Source organism: Leeuwenhoekiella obamensis (genome assembly GCF_055391795.1).
The window spans coordinates 1,398,960-1,414,614 of sequence record NZ_AP029251.1 but is presented as its reverse complement, the minus strand read 5'-3'; the positions used below and the strand labels follow the sequence as shown (position 1 = coordinate 1,414,614).

General features: G+C 35.6%; 10 protein-coding genes and 1 other RNA gene. 5 read left to right on the top strand and 6 right to left on the bottom strand.

Features of this window, described 5'->3' with window-relative positions; genetic code table 11:
- Window positions 1-72 precede the first annotated feature (72 nt).
- The 4 genes from ACZ5L8_RS06315 (at window position 73) to ACZ5L8_RS06300 (ending at window position 6,886) form a co-directional block, all read left to right on the top strand.
- Entirely contained in the window at window positions 73-381 is a 309-nt protein-coding gene (locus ACZ5L8_RS06315; RefSeq protein WP_464440423.1) for a DUF6660 family protein, read from the top strand.
- Window positions 382-462: 81 nt separating this feature from the next.
- Window positions 463-4,803 (top strand): CusA/CzcA family heavy metal efflux RND transporter, encoded by a 4,341-nt coding sequence (locus ACZ5L8_RS06310; protein ID WP_464440422.1) that lies wholly within the window; start codon window positions 463-465, stop codon window positions 4,801-4,803.
- A 4-nt stretch (window positions 4,804-4,807) separates the two neighbouring features.
- Window positions 4,808-5,995 carry an efflux RND transporter periplasmic adaptor subunit gene (locus ACZ5L8_RS06305; protein WP_464440421.1) on the top strand — a complete coding sequence of 396 codons (1,188 nt, stop codon included), beginning with the start codon at window positions 4,808-4,810 and terminating at the stop codon, window positions 5,993-5,995.
- A gap of 12 nt (window positions 5,996-6,007) precedes the next feature.
- Window positions 6,008-6,886: a cation diffusion facilitator family transporter gene (locus ACZ5L8_RS06300; protein ID WP_464440420.1), complete on the top strand. Its 879-nt coding sequence runs from the start codon at window positions 6,008-6,010 to the stop codon at window positions 6,884-6,886.
- 337 nt (window positions 6,887-7,223) lie between these two features.
- Here the strand turns inward: ACZ5L8_RS06300 and ACZ5L8_RS06295 are convergent, their stop codons facing one another.
- A complete protein-coding gene (locus ACZ5L8_RS06295; protein WP_464440419.1) occupies window positions 7,224-7,805 on the bottom strand; it encodes an HPP family protein in 582 nt (193 codons plus the stop codon).
- A 635-nt stretch (window positions 7,806-8,440) separates the two neighbouring features.
- Between ACZ5L8_RS06295 and ACZ5L8_RS06290 the strand changes: the two genes are divergently transcribed.
- Window positions 8,441-11,002: a PAS domain-containing sensor histidine kinase gene (locus tag ACZ5L8_RS06290; RefSeq protein WP_464440418.1), complete on the top strand. Its 2,562-nt coding sequence runs from the start codon at window positions 8,441-8,443 to the stop codon at window positions 11,000-11,002.
- Window positions 11,003-11,018: 16 nt separating this feature from the next.
- Here the strand turns inward: ACZ5L8_RS06290 and ACZ5L8_RS06285 are convergent, their stop codons facing one another.
- From ACZ5L8_RS06285 to ssrA, 5 genes are all read right to left on the bottom strand, one after another.
- Window positions 11,019-11,327, bottom strand: coding sequence for a response regulator (locus ACZ5L8_RS06285; protein ID WP_464440417.1), 309 nt, complete (start codon window positions 11,325-11,327; stop codon window positions 11,019-11,021).
- Window positions 11,328-11,376: 49 nt separating this feature from the next.
- Window positions 11,377-12,270, bottom strand: a complete 894-nt coding sequence (locus ACZ5L8_RS06280) for an IS3 family transposase (RefSeq protein WP_464440927.1) — start codon at window positions 12,268-12,270, stop codon at window positions 11,377-11,379.
- Window positions 12,255-12,521 (bottom strand): transposase, encoded by a 267-nt coding sequence (locus ACZ5L8_RS06275; RefSeq protein ID WP_464440416.1) that lies wholly within the window; start codon window positions 12,519-12,521, stop codon window positions 12,255-12,257. Before ACZ5L8_RS06275 ends, ACZ5L8_RS06280 begins: the two co-directional genes overlap by 16 nt.
- A gap of 999 nt (window positions 12,522-13,520) precedes the next feature.
- Window positions 13,521-14,750: a site-specific integrase gene (locus ACZ5L8_RS06270; protein WP_464440415.1), complete on the bottom strand. Its 1,230-nt coding sequence runs from the start codon at window positions 14,748-14,750 to the stop codon at window positions 13,521-13,523.
- Window positions 14,751-15,033: 283 nt separating this feature from the next.
- Window positions 15,034-15,435: a transfer-messenger RNA gene (ssrA, locus tag ACZ5L8_RS06265) on the bottom strand.
- Between the last annotated feature and the right edge of the window lie 220 nt (window positions 15,436-15,655).

Below are 15,655 nucleotides of genomic sequence, written 5' to 3'. Positions count from 1 at the left end.
AAATTCCAGATGATTATTTTAAGCATTGGAACTTGCAATTGCATTGCAATATTTTTATTATACTTTTGCATTATGAAATCTTTGGTGATCATATTTTCAATCTACTTCCTCGGGCTTAGCTTTTTACCGTGTGAAGACGATGCGATTTTTCAGGATGACGCTACAGAATTTCATCAGGTTGATAAGTCTCACGCCTCAGGTACTGCTGCAGATGATTGCAGCCCTTTTTGCCAGTGTCATTGCTGTCATGTACACATGATGACTTTCGAAAGCGCTGAAGCCGATTTAAATAGCTTTGAAATTTCTACTAAGATCTCCGAATATACATTTGAAATAGGAGATGATATTCCACAGTCCTTTTTCCAGCCACCCCGCGTTTAATTCAGTTATAGGAAACCTATGTCTTGACAGTAATATTCTGCAGGACTCAAACTACTTTTTACTGAATTAAACATACAATTCATGATTAACAGAATCATTGATTTTTCGATCAATAATAAATTTATTATTGGGTTATTTACCGTGGTGCTTATTGGCGCGGGAATATGGAGTATGACCGAAGTGCCGGTTGATGCTCAACCAGACATTACCAATAACCAGGTGCAGGTAATAACGCAGGCACCAAACCTTGGAACTGAAGATATAGAGCAATTTGTGACCTATCCGGTAGAGATCGCTATGAGTAATCTTCCTGGAGTAAATGAGATTCGATCGGTATCCCGATTTGGTCTTTCTGTGGTTACCATCGTTTTTGAAGATGATATGGGTACATATCTTCCCCGACAGTTGGTGGGAGAAAAATTGAATCAATTGAGGGATGAAATTCCCCAAGGATTCGGCCAGCCTTCAATGGGGCCTATCTCAACCGGACTTGGGGAGATTTACCAATATACACTTGAGGTAAATGAAGGCTATAAAAATGAGTATACGCCTACTGAACTTCGGAGTATCCAAGATTGGATCGTTCGGCGGCAGATGGCCATGGTGCCTGGAGTGGTTGAAGTAAACGGAGTTGGTGGCAAAATAAAACAATATGAGGTTGCTATAGATCCAGATGAATTACGAGCCATCGGCCTTAGTATTTCAGATATTTTTTCTGCCCTAGAAATGAATAATCAGAACACAGGAGGGGCTTACATCGCCAAAAATCATCAAGCGAACTTCATACGTGGGGAAGGGCTGGCCAGGAATATTGAAGACCTGAAAAATATTGTCGTTGCAAATCCCAATGGCATTCCTATTACGGTAGATGATATAGCCAAGGTACGTCTTGGCAGTGCGGTAAGATATGGAGCACTCACCAAAAATGGAGAAGGAGAAACAGTTGGAGGAATGGTTATGATGCTTAAAGGTGCCAACTCTAACGAGGTGATTGAAAACGTAAAGGTTCGTATCCAACAAATTCAAAAATCACTTCCTGAGGGTGTCTCCATTGAACCTTTCCTGGATAGAAGCGAACTGATTGCGAATACAACTTCCACGGTAAAAGGGAATCTTTTGGAAGGGGGACTTATTGTGATCTTCGTCCTTGTATTGCTCCTGGGAAACTGGCGAGGCGGACTAATAGTGGCTTCCACCATTCCCTTATCATTGCTTTTTGCCTTTGTCTTAATGCACATCTTTGATGTCTGGGCTAACCTGATGAGTCTTGGAGCCATAGATTTTGGGATCATTGTAGACGGTGCCGTGATCATCGTAGAAAGCACGGTATTTGTCCTTCATCAAAAAATGTTCAGAGGCAAAAAAATAGATCAGACAGAGAAAGACCAAATTGCAAGCTCTTCAGCAAAGAAAATGATGAATTCAGCCTTCTTTGGGCAGTTGATCATTCTTATCGTTTTTTTGCCCATTCTAGCGTTGGAAGGGGTTGAGGGCAAGATGTTCAAGCCTATGGCGCTCACTTTTATTTTTGCCATGCTGGGAGCAATGATACTGTGTCTTACCTATGTTCCTATGATCTCTTCTTTGTTTCTGAAAGAAGTTAAAAATCATAAGAAAACCTGGGGAGATAACGTAGTAATCTGGTTGCAGCAAAAATATGAACCTCTTCTGAGAAAGTCGCTTAAAAGAGGAAAGCTAATTTTAGGAATGTCTATTCTGCTTTTCGGAATTGCCGCTTTTATGTTTTCCCGAATGGGAGGAGAATTTATTCCGCAACTGGATGAAGGGGATATAGCTTTTCATGTGATCCTGCAACCTGGTAGTTCTCTGGATGAAGGTATTCAGACTTCTACCAAGATCGAAACCTTGCTGCTTGGAAAATTCCCAGAGATCGAACAGGTGGTGACCCGTTTCGGTGTTTCAGATGTGCCTACAGATCCCATGCCGATGGATATTGGGGATAGTTTCATCATTTTGAAGGATAAATCTGAATGGACTTCAGCAGAAACTAAGGATGAGTTGATCAGTAAGATTAAAGAAGAGATCAGCATATTTCCAGGTGTAAGTTATGAATTTACCCAGCCGGTAGAAATGAGGTTTAATGAATTGCTTACAGGTGTAAGGGAAGATATAGCTGTAAAACTTTATGGGGATGATCTCGATATCCTGGCTTCAAAAGCTCAGGAAATAGGTGGTTTTATTGAAAATATTGAAGGAGTTGCTGATATGAAGGTGGAGGCTACTGCAGGTCTTCCCCAGATCACTATAAACTATAACCGAGATAAGATTGCTCAATACGGACTTCAGATTGTAGAATTGAATTCACTCATTCAGTCTGCTTTTGCAGGGGGAAAAGCAGGGGTGATCTTTGAAGGTGAAAGGCGCTATGATCTGGTAGTTCGATTACAACCCGAAGTACGTACCGGTATTGAAGATATTCAAAATTTATATGTTACCCTGCCATCAGGGATGCAGATTCCGCTAAAAGAGGTGGCAAACATTAGTTACCAAGCAGGTCCTATGCAGATAAGTAGGGACAATACGAATAGGCGCACCTATGTTGGAGTAAATATTAGAGACCGGGATGTAAAATCGGTGGTTGAGGATATTCAGGATAAGCTGGATGCAGATCTTGACATTCCTCCAGGATATTATATAAGATATGGCGGTGCTTTCGAGAACTTTGAGCGGGCCAGAAAAAGACTTCAGATTGTAGTACCTATTGCTCTTATTTTGATTTTCATACTTATCTATTTCGCCCTGAAATCATTTAAACAAACCAGTATGATTTACATCGCGATCCCCTTAGCGGCCATTGGTGGGATTTATTCATTATGGTTAAGGGATATGCCTTTTAGTATTTCTGCAGGAGTGGGATTTATTGTGTTGTTTGGAGTGGCGGTACTCAACGGTTTAGTTCTTATTAGCGGTTTTAATGAACTCAAGGAAGAAGGAGTGGCCGATGTTAATGAACGAATAGCCCAGGGGACTAAACGAAGGATCCGCCCCATTCTGTTAACTGCATTGACCGATGTACTTGGATTCTTGCCAATGGCGATTTCAAACTCCGCAGGTGCCGAGGTACAACGGCCATTGGCTACCGTGGTAATTGGAGGTCTGGTTACTTCCACATTTTTGACCTTATTTATATTACCTATTCTTTATCGTTGGGCAGAAACCAAGAAAACTGGAAGCTTGATGAATAAAAATGTTTTGACAGGATTGACAGTTTTTGCTGGAATTATTTTAAACATAAATACTGCAGAAGCACAGGAAAACCTTCAGAAGACTCAAATTATTGATAAGGATGAAGCCGTGGAGATCGCTTTGGGAAATTATCCGTTGCTTAAAAATGAAAAACGAAGGGTGGAACAGGCAAAAGCTATGAAAGGAGCAGCCTGGGATTTTGGACGCACAACTGTTTTCAATGGAGGAGAAGAATTGAATGGGGATCGTGGAATTTACACTCTTGTTGGATTCCAGCAACAGCAAATAGATCTTCTGGGAATTCCTTCAAAAAATAAACTCTATAAGAAGCAACTAGAACTGGCTGCCAGTTCTTATGAACTTTCAGAACTGGAAGTAAGTAAGGAAGTTAAAAAATCTTGGAGTGAAGCTGTTTCTGCCAAAAGGAAATTACACTTGTATCATAAACTAGACTCCTTATATAACCGCCTGGACAAGGCTGTATCTCTGCGGTATGAAACTGAAGCGATATCAAAGCTAGAGCTATTGGCAGCTAAGAATCGAATTCAGGAGATCACTGTACAGAAGGATCAGGTATTTTATGACTATGAAATTGCCATGCAGAAACTGAATCTCTGGCTTGGAAAAGGGAACTATTCAGTTCCGGAGGCAATCGACTTAAGTCTAGACACAGATCTAAATATTCTAACTGAATTACAAGAACATCCATTTTTAAATGTATCAGAAAACAAAATAAATGTTGCTGATGCAAAACTAAAGGCTGAAAGAGCAGATTTTCTGCCAAACTTTAATCTTCAGTACGGAATTCAGGAAGTGAACGGAAATGATGGCTTTCACAGTTATCAGGCTGGAATCTCTATTCCTGTATTTTCAGGAAAAGAACATGCTGAGACTAAATCTGCAAAAATTGGACGGAAGATAGCAGAGGAAGAATTTCAATTCAGAAAGCAACAGCTGGATACTGAATATAAATCAGCCCTTCAGCAATATAAAAAGTGGAAATCTTCTTGGGAATTTTACCGGGATCAAGTAGTGCCACTTTTGGAAGAACAACGACGAGGAACCCTTCTTGCTTTTAATGAAGGAGCTATTGATTATGTGGAAATGATCCAGAATCTGGATATCGCGGTTCAGTCTGAACTCAAAGCGATTGAGGCTTGCAATAAATACCAGTACGCTCTTGCGGAAATCGAATATTACCTAAATAAAAAATAAGAGAATGAAATATCTAAATATCTTAATAGTAGCTGTTGCCCTTATATTAATAAGTTGTGAGGAAAGTCCGGTAGAAAAAGCTACAGAAGCCGATACTACGCAGAACTCAGAAAATAAGAGCAAACGGGCTCAAAAGGAAGTAATGCTTACTGCCGCTCAATTCGATGCTCTTGACATGAAGATCGATACACTTAATAAAAGAATGATGAGTGGATTTGTTGAGGCGAACGGTCATCTGGAAGTTCCGCCACAAAGTGAAGCGACCGTAACTCCTGTAATTGGAGGCAATATAACCTCTATTAAAGTTATAGAGGGTGAGGAGGTAAGTAAGGGGAGTGTACTGGCTTACTTGAGCCACCCGGACATTATTAAAGTTCAAACTGATTATATCAATACGGCCAACCGCTTAGATTTCCTTGAAAAGGATTTTGCACGTCAGAAAAAACTTTATGAAGAAGGTGTGGGTTCTGGAGAGACTTTTCAAAAGGCTCAATCTGATCTGGAAAGTGCAAAAGGCCATCTGAAAGGTATGGAAGCACAACTAAAGCAGTTGCACATTAACCCTGCTTCAATCAAGAACGGGGATATTCAACAACAGATTCCAGTTTTAAGTCCAATCAAAGGAGCTATTCAAAAAGTGAACATAAAGACAGGCCAATTCGTTGAGGCAAGATTTAATATGTTTGAAATTATTAATATACATCATGTTCATGCCGACCTCATGGTTTTCGAGAAAGATGTAGCCAAGGTTAAAAAGGGACAGAAAGTATATTTCAATATCGCCTCACAGCCAGGTAAAGAATGGGAAGCCAGTATACTTTCCATTGGAAAGAATTTCGAGCAGGATCCAAAAGCACTTCACGTACATGCAGAGATAAAGGAACGAACAGAAAACCTAGTACCTGGAATGTATGTTCGCGGAAGAATAGCGGTAGAAAATATGAGAACCCTTGCTTTTCCTGAAGCCGCAATTGCCAAAAATGCTGATAAATTTTATGTCTTTAGTGCTGAAAGAGAAGGAGAGGACTGGAGCTTTAAACCAGTAGAAGTGATCATTGGAGCAAAGGATGATGAATGGACAGAGGTAAAGCTCCTAAATAAAACAGCAGCCGCTTCCAAATTTGCTTTCAATAATGCCTATTATATAATGGGAGAAATGAATAAAGGAGAAGGTGGCGGTCATCATCATTAAAAAACTGTAGAAATGGGACATAATCATTCACATGAACATAGCGTTAAAAATCTAAAAGTTGCATTTTTTCTAAATCTGGCTTTTACAATTTTGGAATTCATTGGTGGAATATACGTGAACAGTGTCGCGATCATTTCGGATGCTGTGCATGACCTTGGTGATACTTTGTCCCTTGGAACCTCTTGGTATCTTGACTCGAAAAGTAAAAAGGAATCGAATTCGAAATACTCATATGGATACAGGAGGTTCTCCCTTTTGGGAGCTTTAATTAATAGCATTGTACTAATTGCTGGTTCAGTCTATGTGATATACGAAGCGGCAGGCAGAATCTTAGAACCTGAGCATTCTGATGCACAGGGAATGATCATTTTTGCGATTATTGGTGTGCTAGTAAATGGGTATGCGGCCTATAAATTAAGCAGCGGTAAATCCTTGAATGAGAAGGTGGTTTCCTGGCATTTAATGGAAGATGTTTTGGGATGGGTAGCGGTCCTTGTTGTGGCGATTGTACTTTATTTTAAGGATATCCACTATCTGGACCCTGCTTTATCCCTTGTAATCACTTTGTATATTCTTTATAACGTTGTCAAAAGGCTTAAGGAAACGCTTTTTATTTTTCTTCAAGGAGTTCCTAATAGTATCAACTTAGAGGAGATCAAGAATAAAATCCTAAAGTTTAAATATGTAAAGTCTTTACATCATACCCATATCTGGTCTTTGGAAGGGGAGAAACATGTTTTTACCTCACATGTAATTTTGAAAAATATCAAAGACTTTAATCAATTAATTCAGGCAAAGTCTGAAATCAAGGAGTTTCTGGAGGAACATAAATTTGAACATTTTACGATTGAAACCGAATTTGATAAAGAGAGTTGTAAATTTAGGTCTTAAAGCCCTTAGATCTTATTGCCAAATTATCCCGGATTATCCTTAGTTAACTGAATATTTTGGTGAAAATTTAATTAACGTACATGAATTTTATACGTGGAGAGTTAACTTTTATACCAGTCACTAATTATCCATCCCCGAACCACATCACTTCCTTTAAGGGATTTCCCTGCATATATAGCCAAACATACACTCGTTTTGAGACGGTCCCAGAACTTTTTTTCAATATTTTCTATATTATCTGTAACGTCATATGATGGAATTAATTAAGAGAAATTTAATTCCTAGGAATTCTAAATCTTAATAGAATTTAGAATCAATCTTATTCTTAGAGAAATGTCTACTTTCTAAAAATTCTGGTCCATCTTTTATTAGTAGGATAACTTCTATGCGGTGTGATATTATTAAAAACCAAAGCGGTAATCAGTAAAATTAAAACCCCTGAGAGAACAGGTGAGAGGATATAGAAGTAACCTAGTTCTTTAATTTTTTCGCTTCCAATAACAGCTATTAGTGCCGTAGCACCACCAGGAGGATGCATTGTTTTAGTAATCTGCATAGCTACTATGGAAAGAGCCACAGCTAAAGGCGCAGTAAGCCATAATATATCTGGCAATATCTCAAAGATACTAACCCCTATAATAGCTGATACCAGATGACCTCCTATGAGATTTCTAGGCTGAGCAAGCGGACTCTGGATTGCGCCATGCACAAGTACACTTGATGCTCCGAAGGAGCCTATTAGAAAAATATTCTCTAATCTGGTAAACGAAAGAGATTGGAATAATGCAATTAATCCTATCCCAAAAAACGACCCTATAAAAGACCATAACTGCTCTTGTTTATTGATAAGGGTTTCTTTATAAATTACATATCGGGTAATTCTAGCGTTTCTCTTAACTTTTTGCCTTAGTTTTTTCATAATCGGTCAAACATAAGGTTTGCAAAACTTTATTACAAAATACACAACAAGAAAAGTTTACTTAATACAAGAGGGTTGAAACTATATGAAGAATCCGTATGGTTTGTAAATTAATAAACCCCGCAACATGCGAGGTTTATACTAAAACGAATTCATAACAAAAATATAATAAGGCAGGGATTGTTCCCCGCCTTATCATGAGTAGTTCTTACCCCTAAGTTCCACTCAAAGCTTGATTGAAAAGATTAAATTACAAATTATGAATGCTCTTCCATTTTTATTAAACAATAATTCATTACATATCCAAAATTATGGAATTTACAATTGAGCTCTGTGCGTATTTTCACCCGTAATTCATCAATAGTTTTAACATTCTATTGATGAATAATGATATAAAATTATCTTGAATAGTGCTCTTTGCTTTATACATATTCCTAATAATCAGATTATATAATAGGTCTTAATCTCAATGTTTGTTTTAAGAAAACGTAATTATGATGTTGATATAATAGGTATATAAGCACGTTATTTTTTACTTGTTAATTTAACTTCTATTTGCAAACTATATCCATTGGTAGTTTTTAATTTTAGCCATTTAATCTTTATAGATCTAAATTTAATTGGCTATCCATCTAATGAATTTAATGCCATCCTTCCAGGAAATTAGTAATGAAACTTTTTATGACTTTTATACTTCGAAATGTATCTATGGTCTAATTTCCTACAGTCTAGATAATAAGAATGATATATTTTTCAATCCTACGCTTCTTGCACATTTAAAATTCGAAAAAAATTCAGTCTGTAAACAAACGAACGCAGCACTTTTAAGAGATTTTAATCATAACAATACCAAAGCTCTCAAGTTGTTGAATAGTCAAGGGAATTATATTTTTTTTGAATATGAGACTTTGACTTTTAATTCTAAATACTACATAGCTTGTGTAAATAAAACTAATGACAATTCAATTGACAAAAGATTGACTCGCTATGAAAATATTTTGGATGGCACTTCAATCGGAACTTGGGAATGGAATGTCCAGACGGGAGAAGTAATTATTAGTAAAGAATGGGCCAAAATTCTAGGTTATACCATTAAAGAATTAGAGCCTATTGATGAATCTATTTGGAAACAACTTGCACATCCTGATGATTATAAATTATGCAATAAATTGTTTTCAAAACATTTCTCAGGAGAGACCGAAATTTATAGTAGTGAGGCTAGAATGCGTAGCAAAGATGGTAGCTGGATTTGGGTTTTCGATAAGGGAAAGGTAGTATCATGGAAAAATGGTAATCCAGAATGGATGACTGGTTTCCATCGTGAAATCACTCAAGATAAACTAGCTAAAGAGATTCAAGAAACATTTATCGAACAATCACCTGAAGCTATTGCAATGTTCGATTCTCAAATGAAATACTTGGCTACTTCTAACAAATGGATGGAAGAGTACAATTTAGATGAAAGTATAATTGGAAAATGTCATTATGATTTGTTCAACATACCTCAAAAATGGAAAGAAATTCATAAGAAAGCTCTATTAGGTGAAACTTTAAGTTGCGATGAAGATCAATATATTGATCAAAAAGGAGAAATATCATATTTAAAATGGCATGTTAAGCCATGGTTTACACGTAAAAATGAGATTGGAGGAATACTACTTCAGACCTCTAACTTAACTGAAATAAAATATTTACAAAAACGCAGATTTGAAACAAAGCAATTACTCAACACTGTATTTGATGCGATGGAAGTGGGAGTTGCTGTTTGTAATAATCAAGGACATATTACTTTTTTTAATAAAATCGCACAATCTTGGCATTCCAATAAACCTTCAAATATCGATAGATCTGAAATAAGCAAATTTTATGGTTATTATGATTATGCTACTAAAAGTATATTAAAAGAAAATGAATTACCTATTCTTCAATCTTTAGCGGGACATTCGGTTAATAATAAATTGATGCTAATTAAAAATAGTAATGGTAAACGAGTTGTAAGACTTAAAGGTGGTCAATTACTAAATAATGAAGGGAATGTTAATGGTGCTGTCATAACGATGTACGATATAACCGAAGACTTAAAATCTAAAGAGAAGATTAGAGTTAGTGAAGAGACTTTTCGTGGTAGTTTTGAGCATGCTGCCAATGGGATGGCCTTGGTTTCTACTAAAGGAGAATGGATAAAAGTAAATCAACAAATATGTTCAATTTTCGGATATACTGAATATGAATTATCTCAATTGACATTTCAGGATATTACGCTGGAAGAAGACTTGAATAAAGACCTAGAGTATTTTAATAAACTGTTGAATAATGAAACGGATAATTACCGAATTGAAAAACGTTATGTTCATAAAAATGGAAACATAATCAATGCAATACTTTCTGTTTCAATAGTTAGAGATTCATTCCAAAAGCCTCTCTTCTTTGTTTCTCAAATTTTAGATGTTACTGATTTTGTCAATTCAAAAACTGCTTTGGAAGAGGTTTTAAACATAACAAAAAATCAAAATGAACGGCTAAAAAATTTCGCACACATCGTTTCCCACAATCTACGTTCACACTCTAGTAATTTTGAAATGCTGTTAAGTCTATTTCTAGACAGTAAACCTGAATTAAAAGATGATGAGTATTTAGAAATGCTAATTAGTGCTTCTGAACAATTAGGAGATACGATTTTTCATCTTAATGAAGTTGCTGCTGTGAATACAGTTAGAAAACTTGAGTTACAAAATTTAAATCTTCTAGTATATCTTCAAAATACGATTGACAATCTATCAGCAATTATTAAAGAAAATGGAGTTCAAATTTCTATCAATATAGTTGATCAACAAATTTCAGTTCTAGCCATTCCTGCATACCTAGAAAGTATATTACTGAACTTCATTACAAATGCTATTAAATATCGATCTAAAGATAAAATACCTGAAATATCTTTTACAACTAGAGAGGAGAATGATTATACTATCTTATCTATTCGTGACAATGGTCTGGGAATTGATTTGCAAAAGTATGGGTCTAAACTTTTTGGTATGTACAAAACTTTTCATAAAAATGCAGATTCTAGGGGGATTGGTCTCTTTATAACTAGAAATCAGATTGAGGCAATAGGAGGCAAGGTTAATGTGGAAAGTGTAATAAAACAGGGCACTACATTTAGTATCTATTTTAAAAGTGGTGAAAAGATTACCGTCTAAATAATGATACCATTAACTATTCACTAGTTTTCAGATGATAAAATAATTGATTTAAATTTTGTTTATTTAAGGGTTTTACTAAATAGTCAAATACATTATTAAACTTCAGGCAGATATCTTTATCACTTTGCCTATTACTACTAAGAATTAGTGTTTTAGTTGTTAAATTTAGGTTTTGCATCGAGGTTAAAAAATCGATTCCAGAAAGTCCTGGCATATTTAAATCTAATAGTATCAAACTAGGATTATTTTCTTTAAGAAAATCAAGAGCTGCATAAGGATTAGTAAATTCATAGATTTCACCTATAAATCCAGCATTAATCAAAATTTTTTTATTAATGAAGTTAGTTATTTCTTGTGTAGGCTTCCCCTTTTTAGGACACCTTAAAATTCGATAAATAGTTATTATTTAGTTCAGGTTTGATGAAGAATTTAAATTCTTCATCAAACCTGGGCATATATTCTTTTGGGGATTTATTCCCTAAAGATTTATGAGGGTGATTAAAATTGTAATCTTCCCTCCAGTTGTCGCTTATCTTTTGAAGCTGGTAGATGTCATTAAAATAATAAGCATCCAAAATATCTTCTCTAAAGAAGCGGTTAAAACGTTCTACATATCCGTTTTGCATTGGTTTACCGGGTTGTGTGTATTTTATTTCTATAAAGTTTTTCTCACACCATTTTGTAAATGTTTTAGAGATAAACTCGGGCCCATTATCGCATCTAATATACTTAGGAGCTCCAAACTCTTCTTTTAAATTGGTTAGGGTCTCTACTACAGCTCTGGCAGGATAAGAAAGTCCTGCATCAATAGCAAGGGCCTCTCGGTTACAATCGTCAATTACATTAAATACCCGTACTTTTCTACCATCGGTAAGTGCATCACTCATAAAATCCATACTCCAACATTCATTGAGTACAGCAGGCATTTCTAAAGGTTGTTTTACGCGCTTTATTAAACGCTTCTTATGTTTGCGCCTGAGACTGAGCTTCATCTCTCGATAAACTCGTAATACAAGCTTTCTGTTCCATTTTAGACCTTCACGACGAATCTTATAATAATATTCATCAAAACCTCGGGTAGGATAGGCTTCTGCTAGTTGAGTCAACTTATCAATGACTTGGCTATCGTCCTTTTTACTCTGGTAGTACCACATTGATCTGGTAAGCCCTATAACATTACAGGCTCGTACAACCGGCACTACATATTCCTTGATAAGATACGTGGCTCGAACTCTCTTGTCGGAAGGTCTTAGAACTTTTTTGATAAAACGTCTTTGAGCATTTTGTTGTCCAGACTTACATCTGCATACATTTGCTTGAGCCTGTTATTTTCTTCCTCGAGCTCCTTTAAACGCTTAAGGTGTTGCTGCTCCATTCCTCCATACTTTTTACGCCAGTAATAAAAGGTACTTTTGTCAATACCTAATTCTCTGGATAAATCTCCTACAGATCTTCCCTGTTCATTCTCCTTAAGAGCTTTGATTATTTGGCTCTCGCTAAACTTGCTGTTTTTCATCGTGACAGTGTGAATTTAAAATTAGTAAATTCGAATTAACAACTGTCCTGTTTTTAGGGAAGCCTACATTTTTAGGGAAGCCTACAATGCCCCAAATTATTTTCATGATTTTAATTCGCAATGTCAAAAAGAATAATAGATGATTTAGTTTCATCAATTGAACAAGGAAGTGAACCATGACCTGAATTTTTGTTTGTTATTCAAACAAACAAATTATGCTATAGTTGCGAGGATGGTTTTTGAATCATAATCAATTCTGAAGCTTGTGGATAATCAAAATCAAATTGATTTAATTTTTAAATTTTATACTAATCGATTAGAAGAACTATTAGAAAAGGGGATCTATACGGAGTTTGTATTTGTAGAGGCTATTTTTAAGACTGAGTTGTTATGCTTTTTTGAAGATGTACTATTAGCCCTTAATAATAATGAGCAAATTGATAACTTAGAAATCAAAATGTTTGTAATTTCTAAAGCTATGTCATTGGTCCAAAAATATCAATACAAGTTTTCACTACTAAACCCTAATCACAAGAATTGAAATTTTTAGTTTTAAGGTTCACTTTAAATTTTAAATTAGAAAAATTTATCCACAAAGGAATTATATATTAAAATTGGGGTGGAATGGAGTTTATTATAAAAAATATTCAAGTCTATTTCATGAATATCTATAACTTAATATAAACAACTATCAAGATCAGCTTAGAAAATTTTAAGAATATTTTATGGGATTGTTTTATTCTCATTAATTATTTTCAAAGTATCCAAATGATTAATTAAGAGGTACTCTTAATTGTGGATCGGGGTAAAATCCTCGTATTTTTATACGAGGATTTTTTTAAAAGAATATATTTGTTTATTCCTTTTAGTTTTCAAACTTCTATATAAGGAGAAATTAGGTTAAAGACTCTACAGCGGTGTAGGGTCTTTTTAATTTTATCTCTACTCAAAAATTTCTATAGTGAAAAGATTATTGATAGAGAGAAATGTTCAAATCCATTAAATATTAGATTTAACATTTTGCAATTTCAATTTAAGTAACCTCATATCCTCACTTATCTTTTTATCAACTATTTTGGCGTAATGTTGGGTAGTTCTTAATGATTGGTGACCAAGCATATGGCTAACTGTTTCTATGGGGACTCCATTAGTTAAGGTGATTGAAGTAGCAAATGTATGCCTTGCCAAATGTGTAGTAAGATGCTTTTTAATATTACAGATAATAGCGATTTCTTTCAAGAAAGCATTTGATTTTTGGTTACTAAAAATGGGTAAAAGTCTATCACTGTTAATTACTTGTGGGTGAGTACTATACCGTTCAATAATTATTTTAGGAACAGGTAGAAGGGGTATGCGACTTTTCGTTCCGGTTTTAGTACGTTTTATATGAATCCATTTCTCACCATCTATGCCAATAACTATATTTGATCGAGAAAGTTTCTCAACATCAGAGTAAGCCAAGCCTGTATAGCAAGAAAAAATAAACATATCTCTTACCAACTTTAATCGATCAAAATGTAATTCTTTATTCCATATCTCATCGACCTCCTCTTGGGTTAAGAATTCCCTAACTACTGGATCAAATTTTACTCTGTAATTGATGAATGGATTATGTGCCATCCATTTGTTTGCTAATGCAATTCTTATAATTTTTTTAAAATTATTGACATATTTAAGAGCAGAATTATGATTACACTTTCGGGTAGTTTTAAGGAATTGTTCAAATTTGGTAATAAAATTATGATCAACATCCTTTATCCGATAATCATCTTCTTCATAGACTTCAGAAATAAACTGTTGAACGTGATTATGGCAAGTCCAGTAACGTTGTGCCGAAGAAGCAGAAATGTCCTTGCCTATTAATTCATCCAAATCCTCATTGTGGGTTTTGAATACTTCAAGAACCATTTTTACATTTTCATTTTCTCCTTTCAGCTCAGTTATTAAATTTTTTGCGGTAACGCGAGTATCATTTTCTATGAAATTTTGATGAATTTGATTGAGCTTATGTCTTAGGTTACTAATGTGGGTATTAATCTCTACTGCTTCACGACTACTTCCCAAAGCTTTTTCCTGACGTGAATTCCATTTTCGAGGATTTATTCTTCTAGAAATACTATGTTCTTTACGTTTTCCGTCGACGGTTATTCTGAGATAGATTGGTACTAGCCCTCTTTTATTAACCTTGTTTTTTATAATATGAAACAGTGCATAATAATTGTTTTTCATGACTTTAAATTTGTTACTCCCGAACCTTCGTGGTGGGTTGGATATGAACCTTGAAGTCAAATTAATAAATGATTTACAGGGTCAAAAAACTTTAACTTTTGGAAAAACATTAAAAAAGAGGAAGTTACAGGCTTGGCGAGACCCCCCAAGGCCAATAATGGCGGGACCTGCCTAAAGGGTCCCGTTTTTTTTGTTATTAATCGATATTAAATAACAACAGTAAAAATAAAAAACCCTGTAAATCAAATAATTACAAGGTTTTTAAATGAGTTTTAAACTCAAGAAGTGGAGTCGGGCGGACTCGAACCGCCGTCCAAACAAGCAACTCAATAGCTTTCTACACGCTTATTTGCCAATTGTTTTTCGTGCAATACCCGGTCGGCAACTACCAAGCATTACCTTATTCCTAATTAATTTTCACAACCGCATCAAGACCCTGCTGTTGCTATGTCTACTTTTACGGTGCCTCCTGTTGGACCGCCGTAAACCAAGGCTTTCCGGAGGCATCATGGTCTCATGCCTCGCATGAGATTAAGAAAATCCTACTATGATTCGGATTATGCAGCCATGGCGTAGTTATTCTCGCCGTTTAAAAAAGGATGAAATATGAGATTTACGAGCTATATCCCAGCGCTCGGCGTGCTTACTATTCAATTAGACTCGCTGTCAAAACCAAATCGACCCCAATTTATTTTCAATGAACTTTGTCTTAGTAGCTTTCGCCGTAAGGCAAATAATATGGGCGCTTGCTCAGCCTAAGGGCTGATCACCGGGCTTTCGGCAGTCGCTTTTTATATTTCGCAAAAGCGCAATATAAAAGAGCTCCAACAAATGCCTCAATCCCTAGCGCGGCCGGCAAAGATAAATAATCTTATGGCATTAAAAAGCAAAACCCATACCGAGTA

Bases quoted from the DNA above. Each gene is read 5' to 3' on its own strand.
- ACZ5L8_RS06315 (WP_464440423.1), top strand. From the start codon at position 73: ATGAAATCTTTGGTGATCATATTTTCAATCTACTTCCTCGGGCTTAGC.
- ACZ5L8_RS06310 (WP_464440422.1), top strand. From the start codon at position 463: ATGATTAACAGAATCATTGATTTTTCGATCAATAATAAATTTATTATT.
- ACZ5L8_RS06305 (WP_464440421.1), top strand. From the start codon at position 4,808: ATGAAATATCTAAATATCTTAATAGTAGCTGTTGCCCTTATATTAATA.
- ACZ5L8_RS06300 (WP_464440420.1), top strand. From the start codon at position 6,008: ATGGGACATAATCATTCACATGAACATAGCGTTAAAAATCTAAAAGTT.
- ACZ5L8_RS06295 (WP_464440419.1), bottom strand. From the start codon at position 7,805: ATGAAAAAACTAAGGCAAAAAGTTAAGAGAAACGCTAGAATTACCCGA.
- ACZ5L8_RS06290 (WP_464440418.1), top strand. From the start codon at position 8,441: ATGAATTTAATGCCATCCTTCCAGGAAATTAGTAATGAAACTTTTTAT.
- ACZ5L8_RS06275 (WP_464440416.1), bottom strand. From the start codon at position 12,521: ATGAAAAACAGCAAGTTTAGCGAGAGCCAAATAATCAAAGCTCTTAAG.
- ACZ5L8_RS06270 (WP_464440415.1), bottom strand. From the start codon at position 14,750: ATGAAAAACAATTATTATGCACTGTTTCATATTATAAAAAACAAGGTT.